The organism is Microbacterium oryzae (genome assembly GCF_009735645.1).
Classification (GTDB): domain Bacteria; phylum Actinomycetota; class Actinomycetes; order Actinomycetales; family Microbacteriaceae; genus Microbacterium; species Microbacterium oryzae.
This window is the reverse complement of record NZ_CP032550.1, coordinates 488,357-506,754: the sequence shown is the minus strand read 5'-3', so window position 1 is coordinate 506,754 and position 18,398 is coordinate 488,357. Positions and strand designations below refer to the sequence as shown.

Below are 18,398 nucleotides of genomic sequence, written 5' to 3'. Positions count from 1 at the left end.
ACAGGGCGCACGCCCTCACCGGGAGGGGACGACGTGACGACGACAATCGGCAGACGCGTCCGGATGTCCGTCGTGATCGCGGCGGTCTTCGCCCTTGCGACCGGCGCGCTCCTGCTGGCCGCGTGGTCGCTCGATGACACTCATTTCGACCGCCCGAGTACGGAGTTCGACGAGCTGGGGGCGGAGCTCGAGAGCCTGCCGGGCGTCGAGGCCGTCGAGATGGAGCGCTGGGTCGAGGCCCCGACGTTCTCCGACCCGACCTCCTGGATGTTCGTGACGGTGAGCGATGCGGGCCTTCCGGGCCTGCTCGAAGCCGCGTGCACGAGCGGGTACCCCGACGAGATCACCTGGCATATCCGCGTGCGGACGCCGGCGGCGAGCGACGTGGCGCTCAACGCGTCGCCGTCCGACCCGGTTCCGACGGCGTCGGCCCCGTCATGCCCCGGCTTCGGGTTCGATGCGGTGCGCCTGACGAAGGAGCTCGACCGCGTCGCACCGGGTCTGGCCGTGCAGCCCTCGATCTGGGACAAGGGCGTGCTCGCCTTCCTCGCGATGGACGACCTGGACCAACCGGATGCCGGCACGCCGACGGGATTCGCCGATACCCTGCCGCTCGTCGAGCACGCCGACGCGCTTCTGACTGCCGCGGGCCGCGACGCGGACGAGGTCGTCGAGGTCAACTCGCCGGACCTCAGCCTCATGATCGAACCCGGCGAGAGCGACGCGTACCTCGCGCTCCTCACGGACCTCGTGCACCTCGGCGCCACCGCCTTCTGGGCGGATGGCGAGGGCACGCCGATCGACGGCGTCGAGAAGGTGCAGATCGTCGCTCCGGATGGCCGGCATGCGGCGATCGAGGACGCCATCGAGTCGTCCGGGCTGCACATCGCCGACCTCGAGGTGCGGTTCATCGAGCAGTGAGCGCGCCGGCGCTCACCCGCTGGCGTCCTCCACGACGTCGAGTCGATACCCGCGCTTGACGACGGTGCGGATGAGCTGCGGCGCACCGAGCGCCTCCCGCACGCGCGCCACCGCGACCTCGACCGCATGAGCGCTGTCGGCCGACCGCGCCAGCGACGCCTGCAGCTCCTGCCGGGTGACGACGCCCCCGCGGGCGTCGAAGAGCGCGCGCATCACGCCGACGCCGGTCCGCGACAGCGCGACGTGCCGGCCGTCCAGCACGACTCCGCCGCTTCGCAGCTCGAGACGCCCGGCGACGGTGGCGAGGGATGGCGCGCGCCCGCCGCCGAAGTGCGTCACGACCGAGCGCACGAGCGATCCGAGCCGGCCGCGCTCGGCGACGAGCACCTCGATGCCCACGTCGACGAGGGGCGCGGATGTGATCGGCCCCACCGCGGCCATGAGCAGGCGTCCCGAACGCGACAGTCTGGCCAGATCGTCGAGGACGCCCTGGCGATCGGCCTCGGCGAGCCACTCGGCGGCCCCCGGCGCCGACGTGAAGAGCACCGCGTCCACCTCGCCCTGGGCCGCCGCGACCACCGACCGCACCACGACGTCGGGATCGGGCGGCGGCCCCCACCGGTAGACGGTGAGACTGACGACGTCGGCCCCTGCCTCCGCGAACAGGCTGTCCAGCCCATCCGCGCCTGACCCGTGGTGCTGGATGGCGACCCGCCGGCCCGCGACGCCCTCCGCGAGGAGGAACTCCCCCAGCTCGCTCGACGTCTCGGACTCCGCCACCCAATCCGCCGCGAGGCCGGCCTGCTCGATGGCGCCGCGCGCCTTCGGTCCCCGCGCGACGATCTGGGCCGTCGCAAGGGCCGCATGCAGCTCATCGCGCATGCCGGACTCCTCGGCGGCCTCCATCCATCCGCGGAACCCGACGCCGGTCGTCACGACGACGACATCCGGAGGCCGGGCGACGAGGGCCGCAGTCGCGGCGAGCAGCGCGTCGTCGTCGATGTGCGGAACGATCGTCAGCGCCGGGGCGCGCTGCACCCGCGCGCCGTGCCGTTCGAGCGCGGCGGTCAGCTCCGACGACCGCCGGTCGACGGCGATGACGACGGCGCAGCCGTCGAGGGCTGCGGAGAGGAGGGGCCGGGTGGGAGCGGTCACTGCGTCGCATCACCCGCCAGCGCGGACGCGGCCAGCAGCAGACCGGCGCGGGCGACCTCGCCGACGACGATCACGGCGGGATTGCGCACATCGGCGGCAGCGGCGTCGGCGATCACCCGACCGAGGGTAGTCCGCGTCGTGCGCTGCGCGGGCGTGTGCCCGCGTTCGACGATCGCGACGGGGCGCTCGTCCGGCGCACCCGCTTCCCGCGCTGCGGCGACCAGTCGCGGAAGCGCGGCGACCCCCATGAGCACCACCGTCGTCACCGCGTCGTCGGCGAGCGCGGCCAGCGTGGATGACGACACCTCGGCCTGGCCGTTCACCACGTGCAGACCGGCGGATGTGCCGCGGTGCGTGACGGGGATCCCTGCGGCCTGCGGCACGGAGACCGCGCTGGTGAGGCCCGGCACGACCTCCACGGCGACGCCGGCGGCGAGGCAGGCGGCGACCTCCTCGCCGCCGCGTCCGTATACGAAGGGGTCCCCGCCCTTCAGCCGGACCACGCGCTTGCCCTCCCGCGCCAGGTCGACGAGGAGCGCGTTGATCCGCTCCTGGGGCATGGTGTGGTGGCCCGGGCGCTTGCCCACGTCGATGACCGGCACGTCGGGCTCCAGTTCCCGCAGCACGTCGGTCGGTCCGAGGCGGTCGGCCACGACGACGTCGGCTTCGGCCAGCAGGCGGCGTCCGCGGACGGTGAGCAGGTCCGACGGGCCGGGTCCGCCGCCGACGAGGTCGACGCGCCCGGGACCTCCCGGGCGCCTCGCCCGCACGGGCAGCCGCCCCGCGCGCAGCTGCGCGTCCACCGCGTCGCGGAGGCGGGCGGCGCGGCCGGGATCGACGCCGTCCTGCGAGACGACCCCGACGAGCACGTCGCCCGACCTGCTCTCCGCGGCGAGGCGCGCGGTGCCGTGCGCCCCGTCGGAGGCGTTCACGCACAGCACGCGCCGGCGCTCGCACTCGGCGGCGACCTCGTCGTCGACGCGACGCTCCCCCGTCGCCGCGTGGACCATCCACGCCCCGTCGACGTCGTCCGCGCGCACCTCCCGCGCGATCCACTCCACCCCGTGGCGGACGACGAGCTCCCGCGTGGCCGCGGCGAGCGCGGGGGCAACGACGACCACCTGGGCGCCGTCGTCGAGGAAGCGCGGCAGGCGTCGCGCGGTGACCGCACCGCCGCCGACGAGGAGGACGCGGCGGCCGGTGAGGGAGATGCCGATCATGGTGGTCATCGGGCGTCCTTCCACTGGATGAGGACCCGGCCGTCGTCCGACACCGCGGCGGGCCAGACGCGCAGGGCGGACGGCTCCTTGCCCTGGGCGTCGAGGCACGCGCCGGTTCGGAGGTCGAAGACCTGCTTGTACATGGGCGAGGCGACGGTGGGCGCGTCATGGCGGGTCCCGACGATGCCGCGCGAGATGACGTGCGCGCCGCTGTAGGGATCGCGGTTCGCGACGGCGTGCACGCGGCCGCCGTGCAGCAGGAAGAGCGCCACCTGGGTGTCCCCGATCAGGGCGGCCCGGCCGCGTTCCACCTCGAGATCGGCGAGCGCGCAGACCTCGATCCAGCCCGCGCGCTCCTCCGCCGCGGCCTCGACGGCGTCGAGAAGCGTCATGCGCGCACCTCCAGCGTGGTTCCGGCGATGAGCACGCCGGCGTCGCGCTCCTCCGCGCTCGCGGGCCGGGGCTGACCGCGCTCGACGGTGTAGGCGAGGGATGGGTCGGGCGTCGCGGGCGCATTGACGAACGACGAGAACCGGCGCAGCTTCTCCGGATCGTCCAGCGTCGCCTTCCACTCGTCCTCGTATCCGTCGATGTGACGCGCCATGGCCGCGTCGAGGTCGGCGCAGAGCCCGAGGCTGTCCTCGAAGATGACCGCGCGGAGACCCTCGATGCCGCCCTCGAGGTCCTCGAACCACGGAGCCGTCCGCTGCAGGCGGTCGGCCGTGAAGATGTAGTACATGAGGAACCGGTCGATCGCCGTCAGCAGCGCCGCATCGTCGAGCCCCTCGGCCAGGAGCACCGCGTGCCGCGGCGTGAAGCCGCCGTTGCCGCCCACGTACATGTTCCAGCCCGCCTCGGTAGCGATGACGCCCACGTCCTTGCCTCGGGCCTCCGCGCATTCGCGCGCGCAGCCGGAGACGCCGAACTTGATCTTGTGCGGCGAGCGCAGGCCTCGATAGCGCAGCTCGAGCCGGACGGCCATCCCGACGGAGTCCTGCACGCCGTACCGGCACCAGGTCGACCCCACGCACGACTTCACCGTGCGCAGCGACTTGCCGTAGGCGTGCCCGGACTCGAAGCCCGCGTCGACCAGGCGTCGCCAGATGTCCGGCAGCTGCTCGAGCCGGGCGCCGAACATGTCGATGCGCTGCCCGCCGGTGATCTTCGTGTAGAGCCCGTAGTCGCGTGCGACCTCGCCGATCGCGAGGAGCCCCTCCGGCGTGATCTCCCCGCCGGGGATGCGCGGGACGACGGAGTAGCTGCCGTCCTTCTGGAGGTTGGCCATGACGTGGTCGTTCGTGTCCTGCAGGGTCGCGTTCTCGCCATCCAGGACGTGCGTGCCGGTGAGCGTGGCCAGGATGCTCGCGAGCGCGGGCTTGCAGATGTCGCACCCGCGGCCGCGGCCGAACCGCTCGATGACGGCGCTGAAGGTGCGCAGGCCGGAGACCCGCACGGCGTCGAACAGCTGGCGACGCGACATCGCGAAGTGCTCGCAGAGCGCATCGCTCACGGCAGCGCCTGCCTTCTCGAGCTCGCTGCCGACGATCTTCTTGATCATCGTGACGCACGAGCCGCAGGCCGCTCCCGCCTTCGTGCACGACTTGACGGCCGGGACGTCCGCGCAGCCCTCCTCGTGCACGGCCGTGCGGATGCGCCCGGCGGTGACCCCGTTGCACGAGCACACGAGCGCCTCGTCGCTCAGGGCGCCCGTCGGGGGCGCCGCGCCGTCTTCGGGCAGCAGGAAGGCGACCGGGTCTCCGCCCAGGGCGCTGCCGACGAGGGGGCGCAGCGCGCCGTAGGCCGATGCGTCGCCGACGAGGATGCCTCCGAGCAGGGTCTTCGCGTCGTCGGAGAGGACGAGCTTCTTGTACACGCCGGCCACCGGGTCGGCGTAGACGACGTCGAGGGCGCCGGGGGTCTCCGCGAACGCGTCGCCGAAGCTCGCCACATCCACACCGGAGAGCTTGAGCTTGGTGGACAGGTCGTAGCCGGGGAAGGCGGCGTCCCCGCCCAGCAGGCGCGTCGCCGCGACCTCGGCCATGGCGTAACCGGGCGCGACGAGCCCGACGCTGGCGCCGCCGAAGCTCGCCACCTCCCCGATCGCCGAGATGCGCGGGTCCGCCGTCGTGCACGTCGCATCGATCACGACGCCGCCGCGCGCGTGCACCTCGAGCCCCGCCGACCGCGCGAGCTCGTCGCGCGGTCGCACCCCCACGGTGAAGACGACGACGTCGGTCCGCTCCCAGGTCCCGTCCTGGAACTCCAGCCCCGTCACCTGACCCGAGCGGTCGGCGTCGAGACGCGTCGTGAGCGCCTCGGTGCGCACCCGCAGACCGCGCGCCTCGATGAGCCGTCGGAGCACGTCGCTGCCGGGGCGGTCGAGCTGCGCCGACATGAGCCGGTCCGACGACTGCACGACCGTGCAGTCGACGTCGAGGGTCTGCAGCGCGCCCGCCGCCTCCAGGCCGAGGAGGCCGCCGCCGATCACGGTGCCCGACAGCGGACGCCCGAGCTCCGCGGCGCGGCGCTGGACGAACCGCCGCAGGCGCGTCACATCGTCGAGGGTCCGGTAGACGAAGCAGCCCTCGTGCTCGAAGCCGTCGACGGCGAGCTTGGCGGCGTATGAGCCGGTGGCCAGCACGAGGTGCTCGTAGCCGATGCTCAAGCCGCTGCGCGTCGTGACGCGGCGGGCGGCGCGGTCGACCCGCACCACGGGGTCGCCGGGCACGAGTCGCACCCGCGGGTCCTCGAGCCACGCGCGCTCCAGGGCGAGGTCCTCGGCGGTCGCACCCGAGAAGAACGACGTGAGGGCGACGCGGTCGTAGGGCCCGAAGGGCTCCTCGCCGACCAGCGTGACCCGCCACTCGTCTCCGCCCCGGCTGAGGAGGCTCTCCACGAAGCGGTGGGCGACCATCCCCCCGCCCACGACGACGATTCTCGTCGTGGCGGGATCGGTGAAGCTCATGCGGTCACCGTAGGCGTCGGTTGTTGCGCTGATGTCAGCGCCATGTTTCCGGCTGTTGACGTGCGGCACGGTTCTCCTCCTCGCAGCCTGCGGCGCTCAGACGGCGGTCGGCACCGACGCCGGCACCTCGGACGCCTGCACCCGTGCGGAGCGCCGCGGCGAACCGGGGCGTCCGTAGGTGGCGTAGAACGGCAGTCCCACGCAGAGCAGCCCGCCGACGAGATTGCCGAGGACCGTGGGGATCTCGTTCCAGATGAGGTAGTCGAGGATGGTGAAATCGCCGCCGAGCAGCAGGCCGGAGGGAAACAGGAACATGTTGACGATGGAGTGCTCGAATCCCATGAAGAAGAAGAGCATGATCGGCATCCACATCGCGACGACCTTCCCCGGCACGTCCTTCGCCACCATCGACAGGATCACGCCCGTGGCGACCATCCAGTTGCAGAGCACGCCGCGCACGAACAGGGTGAGCATGCCGGCGAACCCGTGCTCGGCGTAGCCGAGGGTGCGGCCCTCGCCGATGTGGCCGATGGCCTCTCCCACCTCGTTCGGCGGCGTCGAGAAGCCGTAGGTGACGACGACCGCCATGAGCACGGCGACGGAGAACGCCCCGATGAAGTTGCCGAGGAACACCAGACCCCAGTTGCGCAGGATGGCCCCGACCGTCACGCCCGGGCGACGGTCGAGCCACGCCAGCGGCGTGAGGACGAAGACGCCGGTGAGGAGGTCGAAGCCGAGCAGGTACAGCATGATGAATCCGACCGGGAAGAGCAGGGCGCCCAGCAGCGGGATGCCCGTCGTCGTGGAGACGGTCACGGCGAAGGCGGCGGCGAGGGACAGCAGCGCGCCACCCAGGATCGCGCGCAGCAGGGTGTCTCTCGTCGACAGCATCACCTTGGATGCGCCGGCGTCGATCACGGTTCCGATGAGTTCGGCGGGCTTGAGGTACGACATGGCGGTTCTCCTCGAGTCGAAGGGCTTCGGGCCTTGACCCGAAGCTAGAACCCGCGTGTTTCCCGCCGACGACCCGTCGGAACCCGTTGCGTTACCTCTCCCTCACAACCCGACGACGCCGGTTGTGAGAACTCCGCGAGCGCCCGCTACGCGCGCCAGCCGTATCGACGGCGGAGCTCCGCGGCGATGCGGGCGAACCGCTCGCGGTCGAGCTCGGCGGCCTCGCGACGCATCCCGTCGCGGTGCACGCTGTACAGCTGATCGAGGTCGACCCACGATTCCCGGCCCTGGCCATCCCACGGGCCCGAGCCGATCGAGACGTACTCGCGGTCGCCGTCGTGCGGCTTGCTCGTGAGCTTCACCGCGTACGCGCGGTCGGCGCCGTGCGCGGCGATCACGAGCACGGGCCGGTCCTTCCCCCGCCCGTCCCTCTCCGCGTACGGCACCCACGTCCAGACGATCTCGCCCGCGTCGGGCGCCCCGTCGCGATCGGGCGCGTAGCGCAGGCGCAGGTCGCGCATCGCGTGCGGGTCGACCTCGACCGTCCGCGCCGTCGAGCGCGGGTCGCGCGCGACGGGAGGAGCGGATGGCGCGGGAGCGGGGCGCGGCGGAGCGGACCGCGCGGTCGCGGGCGCGGATCGGCGCCCCGACCGCTGCGCGCGCCGTGGCGCCGGAGGCGCGCCCTTCACCGCTCCGGAGAGCGCGTCGAGCGCGCGCGAGACGAGCATGCCGAGGAGTCCCTGTCGTGCCACGTCGTCACCCTACCCGCGCACGCGGATGCCCCGGCCGCATCGGCCGGGGCATCCGTCGCGACAGCTCAGCGCGCGGTGAGGACGTAGCCCTCCTCGCCGTGCAGAACCGTGTCGATGCCGGCGACCTCGTCCTCGTTCTTGACGCGGAAGCCGATCGTCTTCTCGATCGCGAAGCCGATGGCGTAGGCGAGCACGAAGGAGTAGGCGAAGACCGCGGCCGCCGCGATCGCCTGCACCAGCAGCTGGTTGAACCCGCCGCCCATGAACAGGCCGGTGCCGTTCGCGAAGAAGCCGAGGTAGAGCGTGCCGATGAGACCGCCGACGAGGTGGATGCCCACCACGTCGAGCGAGTCGTCGAACCCCCACCGGAACTTCAGATCGATCGCGAGGGCGCACACGGCGCCGGCGACGAAGCCGAGCAGGATGGCCCAGACCGGGTGCAGCGAGGCGCACGCGGGAGTGATGGCGACGAGCCCGGCGACGGCGCCGGAGGCGGCGCCCACCGAGGTGGCCTTGCCGTCCTTCACCTTCTCCACGACGAGCCAGGCGAGGAGCGCGGCCGCCGGAGCGGCGATGGTGTTCACGAAGGCGAGGGCCGCGGTGCCGTCGGCGGCGAGCTCCGAGCCTGCGTTGAATCCGAACCATCCGAACCACAGCAGCCCCGCGCCCAGCAGCACGAACGGCGGGTTGTGGGGCACGTGGGCGCCCTTCTGGAAGCCGACGCGCTTGCCGAGGACGAGCGCGAGGGCGAGCGCCGCGGCACCGGCGTTGATGTGGACGGCCGTGCCGCCGGCGAAGTCGATCGCCCCCACGCCGAAGACCTCCTGCATGCCGTACGTGATCCATCCGCCGTATGCGAACGAGCCGTCGTCGGCGAGGCCGAAGTTGAACACCCAGCTGGCCACCGGGAAGTAGACGACGGTCGCCCAGATGCCGGCGAAGGTCATCCACGCCCCGAACTTCGCGCGGTCGGCGATGGCGCCCGACACCAGCGCGACGGTGAGGATGGCGAAGGTCGCCTGAAAGGCCACGAACGCGAGCGGCGGGAAGGCCGCGTCCTCCGGCGTCTCCAGCAGGCTGTCGAGACCGAGCGCCGTCCAGTCGATGGACCAGGGAGCGACGAGCCCCTCGGCGCCGGGGAACGCCACGGCGTAGCCGTACAGCACCCAGAGCACCCCGATGAGGCCCATGGCCCCGAAGCTCAGCATCATCATGCTGATGACGCTCTTGGCCTTCACCAGGCCGCCGTAGAAGAACGCCAGTCCCGGCGTCATCAGCAGGACGAACGCCGCCGCGATCAGCAGGAACGCCGTGTTGCCTTGATCCATGTGCATCTCCAGATCCGTGAGCAGGACCCGGGCGAGATGGCGGATGGCCTGAGCGGCTCGACCGGGTGACCCCAGTGTCGAGCGGTCGCGTTACCGCCAACCTGCGTCTGGCGTTTCCGCCGTGTTACAGGTCGCCCCTCCCCGTGAACACGATGTTTCGCGGGGAGGGCACGAGCGGATGGCGCAGGTCAGGAGTTTGTGGAGGCGACCAGACGCGAGACCGCGCGCAGGTACTTCTTGCGGTAGCCGCCCGCGAGCATCTCGGCGCCGAAGACGTCGTCGAGCGGCGTGCCGGTCGCGCGGATCGGGAGCTGCGCGTCGTACACGCGGTCGACGAAGGCGACGAAGCGCAGCGCCTCGGACTGGTCGGTCAGCTGCCGCACGCCGCGGAGGCCCACGGCGCTCAGCCCGTCGATAAGGCGGATGTAGCGCGACGGATGCACGCGCGCCAGCTGCGCGATGAGCGCGTCGAAGTCGTCGTCGGAGGCGGTGCCCCCGGCCGCGGCGAGCGCGTCGTCGTAGGCGCGCTCCTCGAGGACGGCCGCGTGCCCGTCGAGGGACCGCTGGCGGAAGTCGACGCCATCGATCCGCAGCGTGCGGAAGCTGTCGGCCATGGCGTGGATCTCGCGCAGGAAGTCCTGCGCGGCGAACCGGCCCTCGCCGAGCGCGTTCGGGGGCGTGTTGCTCGTGGCGGCCAGGCGCGTGCCCGACCCGACGAGCTCGCCCAGCAGGCGGGTCATCACCATGGTGTCGCCCGGGTCGTCGAGCTCGAACTCGTCGATGCACAGCAGCGCCGACCCGCGCAGCAGGTCGACCGTGTTCTTGTACCCGAGCGCGCCCACGAGCGCCGTGTACTCGATGAACGAGCCGAAGAACTTCCGCCGTGCGGGCACCGCGTGGTAGATCGCGGCGAGCAGGTGGGTCTTGCCCACCCCGAACCCGCCGTCGAGGTAGACGCCCGGCTTGATCTCCGGCGCCTTGGGCTTGCGCGAGAAGAATCCGCCGCGACGCTCCGGCTGCCCGCCCGACGCGAAGACCTCGAGCTCCTGCTTCGCCTCCTCCTGCGAGGGATACGACGCATCGACCCGGTACGAGTCGAAGGTCGCGGTGTCGAACTGCCGCGGCGGCACAAGGCTCTCGAGCATCTCCTCGCCGGAAAGCTGCGGATGGCGTTCGGCGAGGTGGACGATCTCGGTCGCGGTGGAGGTCATGGGTCCTCGGATCTGGAGAGAGTCGCGTCTCGACGGAGGAGCCGAGCCGCCCCGTGCTCTCGAGCCTTAGGCTCGAAGACGGATCGCATCAACGATAACGAGGAGCAGCCATGCCCGTCGCACCCGACGAGTCGCAGGAGAAGTTCGCCGCGTACGCCGAGCCCTGGCGGCTCGTCTCGACCCAGTGGCTCGAGGAGCACCGCGGCGACGCGGGCCTGGTCGTCATGGAGTGCGATGAGGACGTCCTCCTCTACGAGGTGGGGCACATCCCTGGCGCCGTGAAGGTCGACTGGCACACCGAGCTCAACGACCCCGTCATGCGCGACTACCTCGACGGCGCCGGCTTCGCCGAGCTCCTCGGCCGCAAGGGCATCTCGCGCGACGACACCGTCGTGATCTACGGCGACCGCAGCAACTGGTGGGCCGCCTACGCGCTGTGGGTGTTCTCCCTCTTCGGCCACCACGACGTGCGCCTGCTCGACGGCGGCCGCGACAAGTGGGTGAGCGAGGGCCGCGAGCTCACCGCCGAGCGGCCGCAGCGCGAGCGCACCGACTACCCGGTCGTCGAGCGCGACGACGCCGAGCTGCGCGCGTTCAAGGACGACGTCCTCGCCCACCTCGGCAACCCCCTCATCGACGTGCGCTCCCCCGAGGAGTACTCGGGTGAGCGCACCACGGCGCCGGCGTACCCGGACGAGGGCGCGCTGCGGGCGGGCCACATCCCCTCCGCCCTGAGCGTGCCGTGGGGGCGCGCGGCGGCCGAAGACGGCACCTTCCGCACCCGCGCCGAGCTCGAGGCGATCTACCGCGACGAGCTCGGCCTCGGAGATGACGACGACATCGTCGCCTACTGCCGCATCGGGGAGCGCTCGAGCCACACGTGGTTCGTCCTGAAGCACCTCCTGGGCTTCCCCCGCGTGCGCAACTACGACGGCTCCTGGACGGAGTGGGGCAGCGCGGTGCGCGTCCCGATCGTCACCGGCTCCGAGCCCGGTGCCGTTCCCGCGAAGGCGGCGTGACATGAGCGAGAGCGCCCTGCCGGCCGCCCTCGCGGAGATCCGCGACGAGTTCCTCGAGCTGGACGAGCCCGAGCGCCTGCAGCTCCTCCTGGAGTTCTCCAACGAGCTGCCGGTGTTCCCGCAGCGCTACGCGGACCGCCCGGAGCTCTCCGAGCGCGTCGCCGAGTGCCAGTTCCCCGTGTTCATCGTGCTGGAGGTGGACGACGACCAGCGCGTGGCGATGCACGCGTCGGCGCCGGCGGAGGCGCCCACGACGCGCGGATTCGCCAGCATCCTCGCGCAGGGCCTCACCGGCCTGTCGGTCGAGGACGCGCTGGCCGTGCCCGACGACTACCCGCAGACGCTCGGTCTCACGCGGATCGTGTCGCCGCTGCGGATCTCGGGGATGACGGGCATGCTGCTGCGCGCGAAGCGGCAGATCCGGGCGCGCATCGGGGAGTGAGCCGGGCTCAGGCGCCCGAGGTGAGCGAGCGCTCGCGCAGCCACTCCCGGATGGCCTCGTTCCACCGTCGCTCGTCATAGTTCCAGAGCTTGGTGTGACGCGCGGTGCGGAAGCTCTCCAGCGTGACGAGGTCCGGGCGCTCGGCGGCGAGCCGGTGCGACGCGTCGGCCGGCACGAAGCCGTCGTCGTCGCTGTGCAGCAGCAGGATGGGGTGGTCGAGCTCCCCCGCGCGGGAGACGATGTCGAGGTCGTCGAGCGAGATCGGATCCCCCCGTCGGATCACGCGCGACGTCCAGCTCCGCCCGAGGGCGCCCATCGCCAGCCGCGTGACCGGCGAGGGCACCCGCATCCGCTGCGCCTGGAAGCCCAGCACGAGGCGCCAGTCGACCACGGGCGACTCGAGGACGACGCCCGCGATGTGCTCGGCGTGGGAGGAGTTCAGGGCGACCTGGAGCACGATCGCGCCGCCCATCGACCATCCCATGAGGAGGACGCGGCGAGCGCCGTTGCGGAGCGCCCACGCCACGGCGGCGTCGACGTCGCGCCACTCCGTGGCCCCCAGCCCGTAGTGCCCCGACCGGCTGCGCGGCGCCTCGCCGTCGTTCCGGTACGACACGCACAGGACGGGAAGGCCCTCCTCGTGGAGGACCGGCACCGCGCGCAGCACCTCGGCGCGGGTGGTGCCGCGGCCGTGCACGGCGATCACCCACGTGTCCGCCGCCGCGCCGGCTGCGGGGAACAGCCACGCCGGGCACGCGCCGACGGGCGTGCCGACCGAGACCGTGGTGAACGGCACGTGCAGCTCCTCCGGGCTCAGCCAGTACCAGCCGCTGAACGCGGCGAACGGGGCGATCTCGGTGCCGGCGTCGACCTCGGTGAGGAGCTTCCTCCGCACGCTGAGGCCGTCCTCGGCGAGCACCGCGCCGAGCTTCAGGTACCGCTCGGTGCCGCCGGTGAACAGGCCGTACCGACCGGGCAGCACGGTATCGGGCGTGCGCGCGAGGGTGATGGTCTGCGCCGCGGTGTCGAACCCGTGCACCGCGACGTCGGCCACCCGCACCGCGGGGGTGACCGCGGTGCGCGCGACCCGCAGCGAGAGGTACCCCACCGCGCCGGCGACGGCCGCGCCGAGCGCTCCGGCGAGGGTGAACGTCGCTCTCGCTGCTGCGAGGACCGGGGATGCGGCGCGCCTGGGGGTCTTCATGGCCCCCTCACTCTAATCTGTCGACGTGACGCGAGATGGGGCGGGCTCCGGCGCCTTCGCCGAGGCCGAGGCGGCGGTGCGGTCGGCGACGTTCCGCTCGGACCTGTCCGTGCGCGACATACCCGCGCCACAGGGGCTGGCGCCCTTCAGTCTCGCCCTGGCCGCCGACATCCGCCCGGACGACCACGGCGACTCCCCCTACGGGACCGGGCGCCTCGTCCTCCTGCACGATCCCGAGGGGCAGGACTCCTGGGGCGGGCCCTGGCGCATCGTCAGCTTCGCTCAGGCGCCTCTCGAGTCCGAGATCGGCACCGACCCGCTGCTGGCGGATGTCACCTGGTCGTGGCTCGTCGATGCCCTGCAGTCGCGGGGTGCTCCCTATCACTCGCCGTCCGGCTCGGCCACGAAGATCCTCTCGAAGGGCTTCGGGTCGCTGGCGGACGAGGGCGACGGCGCGCAGATCGAGCTGCGCGCCTCCTGGTCGCCGATCGGCTCCTTCCGCGCGCACGTGGAGGCATGGGCCGAGCTCGTGTGCATGCTGGCGGGGCTGCCGCCCGGCTCAGAGGACATCGCCGTGTTCGGCGCCCGGAGGTTCCGTGACTGACTACCCCGTGATCGACAGCGCCGACGCGTTCGAGGCCGCCGTCGAGCGTCTCGCCGCCGGCACCGGCCCCGTCGCGGTCGACGTGGAGCGCGCATCCGGCTTCCGCTACTCGCAGCGGGCGTACCTCATCCAGCTGTACCGGCGCGACGGCGGGGTCGTCCTCGTCGACCCGATCGCCGTTCCCGACGTCACCGCCATCCAGCGCCTCCTCGGCGACGAGGAGTGGGTCTTCCACGCCGCGAGCCAGGACCTGCCGTCGCTGCGCGAGCTCGGTCTCGATCCGCGCCGCATCTTCGACACCGAGCTCGCCGCGCGCCTGCTGGGCTGGGAGCGCGTGGGCCTGGGAGCCGTCGTCGAGGCCGCGCTCGGCATCTCCCTGGCCAAGGCGCACTCCGCCGCGGACTGGTCGACCCGCCCCCTCCCCCGTGAGTGGGTCGAGTACGCGGCGCTCGACGTGCTGCACCTCATCGACGTCCGCGACCGGCTCGCCGCCGAGCTCGAGGCCGCCGGCAAGACGGAGTTCGCGCGCCAGGAGTTCCAGGCGACCCTCGACCGGCAGCCGAAGGCCCCGCGGGCCGACCCGTGGCGGCGTCTGAGCGGTCTCCACAAGGTGCGCGGACGCCGTGGTCTCGCGGTCGCCCGCGAGCTGTGGCGCTCTCGGGAGGAGCTGGCCCAGCAGCAGGACGTCTCCCCCGGCCGCCTCGTGCCCGACCGCGCGCTGCTGGCGGCGGTGCTCGCCATGCCCCGCACGAAGCAGGCGCTCGCCGGGTTGAAGGAGTTCACCGGGCGCGCGAGCCGCACGCAGCTCGACCGGTGGTGGGATGCCATCGTCGCCGGCCGGGAGACCGAGGATCTGCCGGCCGAGCGCGTGCCGAGCGACTCCCTGCCCCCGCACCGCGCCTGGGCCGAACGGCACCCCGACGCCGACGCGCGCCTCAAGCGGGCCCGGCCCGAGGTGGAGGCGAAGGCCGCGGAGCTGGACATGCCCACAGAGAACCTCCTCACCCCGGAGACGCTGCGCCGGGTCGCCTGGGAGCCGCCCGCGCCGATCACCGCCGAGAGCATCGCGGCGGCGCTGCGCGAGCAGGGCGCGCGGGAGTGGCAGATCGAGGCGACCGCCGAGGTCATCGCCGACGCCTTTGTGCGCCCCGCGCAAACACCCGGAGAGGACGCCGCCGCCGCTTCGTAGGTTCATCCCAATCGATGCGATCCCACGTCGGAGGCCCCGCCTAGGCTGAAGCCAACTGACACAGGGAGGCAGAGTGGCCGAGCTTTCGGATGTCCACTTCGTGGATGGCGTGCGGACCCCTTTCGGGCGCGCGGGTGAGAAGGGCATGTACGCCGGGACGCGGGCGGACGACCTCGTCGTCAAGGCGATGATCGGGCTGATGGAGCGCAACGGCGCCGTCCCGCCCGAGCGGATCGACGACGTCGCGATCGCCGCGACATCGCAGACGGGAGACCAGGGGCTCACCCTGGGTCGCAGCGCGGCCATCCTCGCCGGCCTCCCGCAGACGGTCCCCGGCCTCGCCATCGACCGGATGTGCGCGGGCGCGATGACGGCCGTCACGACCATGGGCGCCTCGATCGGCGTCGGCATGTACGACCTCGCCATCGCGGGCGGCGTCGAGCACATGGGCCATCACCCGATCGGCAGGAACGCCGACCCCAACCCGCGCTTCGTCGCCGAGCGGATGGTGGACCCGGGAGCGCTCGACATGGGCGTCACCGCGGAGCGCATCCACGACCGGTTCCCGCACCTCACGAAGGAGCGGGCAGACCGCTTCGCGGTCGCCAGCCAGCAGAAGGTGCAGGCCGCATACGACGCCGGCCGCATCCAGCCCGACCTCGTGCCCGTGGCCGTGGCCGGGGCAGACGGGGCCTGGCGCCTCGCCGCCGACGACGAGGGCCGACGCCCGGAGACGACGATGGCGGCGCTTGCGAACCTCAAGACGCCGTTCCGCCCGCACGGTCGGGTCACGGCCGGCACGTCGTCGCCGCTCACCGACGGCGCCACCGTGAGCCTCCTCGCGAGCTCCGCCGCGGTCAAGGAGCTCGGCCTCGCGCCCAAGATGCGGATGGTCTCGTTCGCGTTCGCGGGAGTGCAGCCGGAGATCATGGGGATCGGCCCCATCCCGTCCACCGAGAAGGCGCTCGCGAAGGCCGGGCTCTCGATCGGCGACATCGGGCTGTTCGAGCTCAACGAGGCGTTCGCCATCCAGGTGCTGTCGTTCCTCGACCACTTCGGCATCGCCGACGACGACCCCCGCGTGAACCCGTGGGGTGGCGCGATCGCGGTCGGCCATCCGCTGGCCGCATCGGGCGTGCGCCTCATGATCCAGCTCGCCGCGCAGTTCGCCGAGCACCCGGAGGTGCGCTACGGCCTCACTGCGATGTGCGTGGGCCTGGGCCAGGGCGGCAGCGTCGTGTGGGAGAACCCGCACTACACCGGCAAGAAGAAGCGGAAGTGAGCACGATGACCGACTACAGCTCCCTCGACTTCTCCCGCCTCGAGCAGCTCGCGACCGAGGAGGTCGTCACGCACTCGCTGGTGAGCGACATCCCTCTCGCCAGCGGGCGCACCCTCGCGCTCATCACGCTGCACAACGGGCGCGACCACCGACGTCCCAACACGATCGGTCCGCGGACCCTCCTCGAGCTCGACGACGTCCTGGAGACGCTGCGCGGGCGCGCGGCGGCCGGCGAGATCGACGCGGTCGCGATCACCGGCAAGCCCTACGTCTTCGCCGCCGGCGCCGACCTGTCGCAGATGAACGCGCTCCGCAAACGCGACGACGCGCTCCTCGTCGCGCAGCAGGGGCACCACGTGCTGGGCAAGCTCTCCGACCTCGGCGTGCCGTCGTTCGCCTTCGTCAACGGGATCGCCCTCGGCGGCGGCACGGAGATCGCGCTGAACTCGACGTACCGCACGGTCGACGCGTCGGCCGCCGCGATCGCGCTGCCCGAGGTGTTCCTCGGGCTCGTCCCCGGCTGGGGCGGGGCGTACCTGCTGCCGAACCTCATCGGGATCGAGAACGCGCTCGAGGTCGTCATCTCGAACCCGCTCAAGCAGAACCGCACCCTGAAGCCGCAGCAGGCGTTCGAGCTCGGGATCTTCGATGCCATCTTCTCCCCCGCGAACTACCTCGAGGACTCGCTCCGGTGGGCCGACGGCGTGCTGTCGGGCACGACGAAGGTGGAGCGGAAGAACGCACCGGGGCGCCTCGAGCGCCTGACGAAGTGGCCCGTGGCGATCAAGATGGCGCGCGGCATGCTGGAGAGCCGCATCGGCACGGTGCCGCTGTCGCCGTACCGCGCCCTCGACCTGCTCGACAGGGCGAAGTCGGGCACCCGCGAGGAGGGCTTCGCCCGCGAGGACGAGGCGCTGGCCGACCTCATCTCGGGCGACCAGTTCGCCGCGTCGATGTACGCGTTCGACCTCGTGCAGAAGCGCGCGAAGCGGCCGGTGGGCGCACCCGACCGCTCGCTCGCCCGCAAGGTCTCGAAGGTGGGCGTGATCGGCGCCGGCCTCATGGCCAGCCAGTTCGCGCTGCTCTTCGCGCGGCGCCTGCAGGTGCCGGTGCTCATCACCGACGTCGACCAGGCGCGCGTCGACAAGGGGCTGCAGCACATCCGCGGCGAGATCGGCGAGCTCGAGCGGAAGGGCCGCCTCGACGGCGACACCGCCAACCGGCTCCGCGCGCTCGTGCAGGGCACGGTCGACAAGAGCGCCTACGCCGACTGCGACTTCGTCATCGAGGCGGTGTTCGAGGAGACGGGCGTGAAGCAGCAGGTGTTCGCCGAGATCGAGCGGATCGTCGCTCCCGAGGCCATCCTCGCCACGAACACGTCGTCGCTGTCGGTCGAGGAGATCGGGTCGGTGCTCGAGAACCCCGAGCGGCTCATCGGCTTCCACTTCTTCAACCCGGTCTCGGCGATGCCGCTCGTGGAGGTCGTGCGCACGCCGCGGTCGAGCGAGGAGGCGCTCGCCACCGCCTTCGCCGTGGCGAAGGACCTCCGGAAGAACGCCATCGGCTCCGCCGATGCCCCGGGCTTCATCGTGAACCGTCTGCTGGCGAAGGTCATGGGCGAGGCCGCGCGCGCGATCGACGAGGGCACGCCTCTCCAGACCGTGGAGCGTGCGTTCGGCCCGCTGGGGCTGCCGATGACGCCGTTCCAGCTCATCGATCTCGTCGGCTGGAAGGTCGCCGCGCACGTGCAGGACACGATGGCGACGCATTTCCCCGAGCGCTTCCACGCCTCGGCCAACCTGCACGCGCTCGCGGATCTGCCGCAGGCGGTGGAGAAGGACAAGACCGGCCGTGTGACGGGCTGGACGAAGGAGGCGCAGAAGGTCCTGCGCGTCGGCCGCACGCCCGTGTCGGAGGCGGAGATCCTGCGACGGGTGGAGGACGAGCTGGCGCGCGAGATCCGCATCATGCTCGACGAGCAGGTCGTCCCCGAGGTGCAGGACATCGACCTCGCCCTCATCCTGGGGGCCGGATGGCCGTTCATCGACGGCGGCGCATCGGTCTACCTCGACCGGGTGGGGGCGTCGGAGCGCGTGTTCGGCGGCACCTTCCACGATCCGGTGATCCGCGGGGTGTCCGCGTAGCGGACCGC

General features: G+C 72.2%; 16 protein-coding genes. 7 read left to right on the top strand and 9 right to left on the bottom strand.

Going from position 1 to position 18,398, the window contains the following annotated elements:
• Positions 1-33 precede the first annotated feature (33 nt).
• Entirely contained in the window at positions 34-921 is an 888-nt protein-coding gene (locus tag D7D94_RS02245; protein ID WP_216648678.1) for a hypothetical protein, read from the top strand.
• Positions 922-933: 12 nt separating this feature from the next.
• On the opposite strand, the gene D7D94_RS02240 is transcribed toward D7D94_RS02245, so the two are convergent.
• From D7D94_RS02240 to zapE, 8 genes are all read right to left on the bottom strand, one after another.
• Complete coding sequence (locus D7D94_RS02240) at positions 934-2,076, bottom strand: uroporphyrinogen-III synthase (protein ID WP_156241028.1); 1,143 nt, start codon at positions 2,074-2,076, stop codon at positions 934-936.
• A complete protein-coding gene (cobA, locus tag D7D94_RS02235) occupies positions 2,073-3,305 on the bottom strand; it encodes a uroporphyrinogen-III C-methyltransferase (RefSeq protein WP_156241027.1) in 1,233 nt (410 codons plus the stop codon). The genes D7D94_RS02240 and cobA overlap by 4 nt, the downstream gene beginning before the upstream one ends.
• Positions 3,302-3,688, bottom strand: coding sequence for a nitrite reductase small subunit NirD (gene nirD / locus D7D94_RS02230; protein ID WP_156241026.1), 387 nt, complete (start codon positions 3,686-3,688; stop codon positions 3,302-3,304). The genes cobA and nirD overlap by 4 nt, the downstream gene beginning before the upstream one ends.
• The gene (gene nirB / locus D7D94_RS02225) at positions 3,685-6,261 is read right to left on the bottom strand and encodes a nitrite reductase large subunit NirB (RefSeq protein WP_173024222.1); all 2,577 of its coding nucleotides are present in this window, start codon (positions 6,259-6,261) and stop codon (positions 3,685-3,687) included. Before nirB ends, nirD begins: the two co-directional genes overlap by 4 nt.
• Before the next feature lie 96 nt (positions 6,262-6,357).
• Positions 6,358-7,215: a formate/nitrite transporter family protein gene (locus D7D94_RS02220; protein ID WP_156241025.1), complete on the bottom strand. Its 858-nt coding sequence runs from the start codon at positions 7,213-7,215 to the stop codon at positions 6,358-6,360.
• A gap of 146 nt (positions 7,216-7,361) precedes the next feature.
• Positions 7,362-7,967 (bottom strand): type II toxin-antitoxin system PemK/MazF family toxin, encoded by a 606-nt coding sequence (locus tag D7D94_RS02215; RefSeq protein WP_343032140.1) that lies wholly within the window; start codon positions 7,965-7,967, stop codon positions 7,362-7,364.
• Positions 7,968-8,032: 65 nt separating this feature from the next.
• Positions 8,033-9,295 carry an ammonium transporter gene (locus D7D94_RS02210; protein ID WP_156241024.1) on the bottom strand — a complete coding sequence of 421 codons (1,263 nt, stop codon included), beginning with the start codon at positions 9,293-9,295 and terminating at the stop codon, positions 8,033-8,035.
• 188 nt (positions 9,296-9,483) lie between these two features.
• Positions 9,484-10,506 (bottom strand): cell division protein ZapE, encoded by a 1,023-nt coding sequence (gene zapE, locus D7D94_RS02205; RefSeq protein WP_156241023.1) that lies wholly within the window; start codon positions 10,504-10,506, stop codon positions 9,484-9,486.
• 110 nt (positions 10,507-10,616) lie between these two features.
• On the opposite strand from zapE, the gene D7D94_RS02200 reads away from it, so the two are divergent.
• A complete protein-coding gene (locus D7D94_RS02200; RefSeq protein WP_156241022.1) occupies positions 10,617-11,525 on the top strand; it encodes a sulfurtransferase in 909 nt (302 codons plus the stop codon).
• 1 nt (position 11,526) lies between these two features.
• Positions 11,527-11,967 (top strand): SufE family protein, encoded by a 441-nt coding sequence (locus tag D7D94_RS02195; protein WP_156241021.1) that lies wholly within the window; start codon positions 11,527-11,529, stop codon positions 11,965-11,967.
• Between the two features lie 7 nt (positions 11,968-11,974).
• Here D7D94_RS02195 and D7D94_RS02190 read toward each other — a convergent pair whose 3' ends face one another.
• Positions 11,975-13,171 carry an alpha/beta hydrolase family protein gene (locus D7D94_RS02190; protein WP_156241020.1) on the bottom strand — a complete coding sequence of 399 codons (1,197 nt, stop codon included), beginning with the start codon at positions 13,169-13,171 and terminating at the stop codon, positions 11,975-11,977.
• A 25-nt stretch (positions 13,172-13,196) separates the two neighbouring features.
• Between D7D94_RS02190 and D7D94_RS14400 the strand changes: the two genes are divergently transcribed.
• The 4 genes from D7D94_RS14400 to D7D94_RS02175 all read left to right on the top strand — a co-directional run bounded on the left by D7D94_RS14400 (position 13,197) and on the right by D7D94_RS02175 (position 18,390).
• Positions 13,197-13,775 (top strand): DUF3000 domain-containing protein, encoded by a 579-nt coding sequence (locus D7D94_RS14400; protein ID WP_246171849.1) that lies wholly within the window; start codon positions 13,197-13,199, stop codon positions 13,773-13,775.
• Complete coding sequence (locus tag D7D94_RS02185) at positions 13,768-14,964, top strand: ribonuclease D (protein ID WP_246171848.1); 1,197 nt, start codon at positions 13,768-13,770, stop codon at positions 14,962-14,964. The genes D7D94_RS14400 and D7D94_RS02185 overlap by 8 nt, the downstream gene beginning before the upstream one ends.
• Positions 14,965-15,037: 73 nt before the next feature.
• The gene (locus D7D94_RS02180) at positions 15,038-16,246 is read left to right on the top strand and encodes a thiolase family protein (RefSeq protein WP_156241018.1); all 1,209 of its coding nucleotides are present in this window, start codon (positions 15,038-15,040) and stop codon (positions 16,244-16,246) included.
• 5 nt (positions 16,247-16,251) lie between these two features.
• Entirely contained in the window at positions 16,252-18,390 is a 2,139-nt protein-coding gene (locus tag D7D94_RS02175; RefSeq protein ID WP_156243270.1) for a 3-hydroxyacyl-CoA dehydrogenase NAD-binding domain-containing protein, read from the top strand.
• Positions 18,391-18,398: the final 8 nt, after the last annotated feature.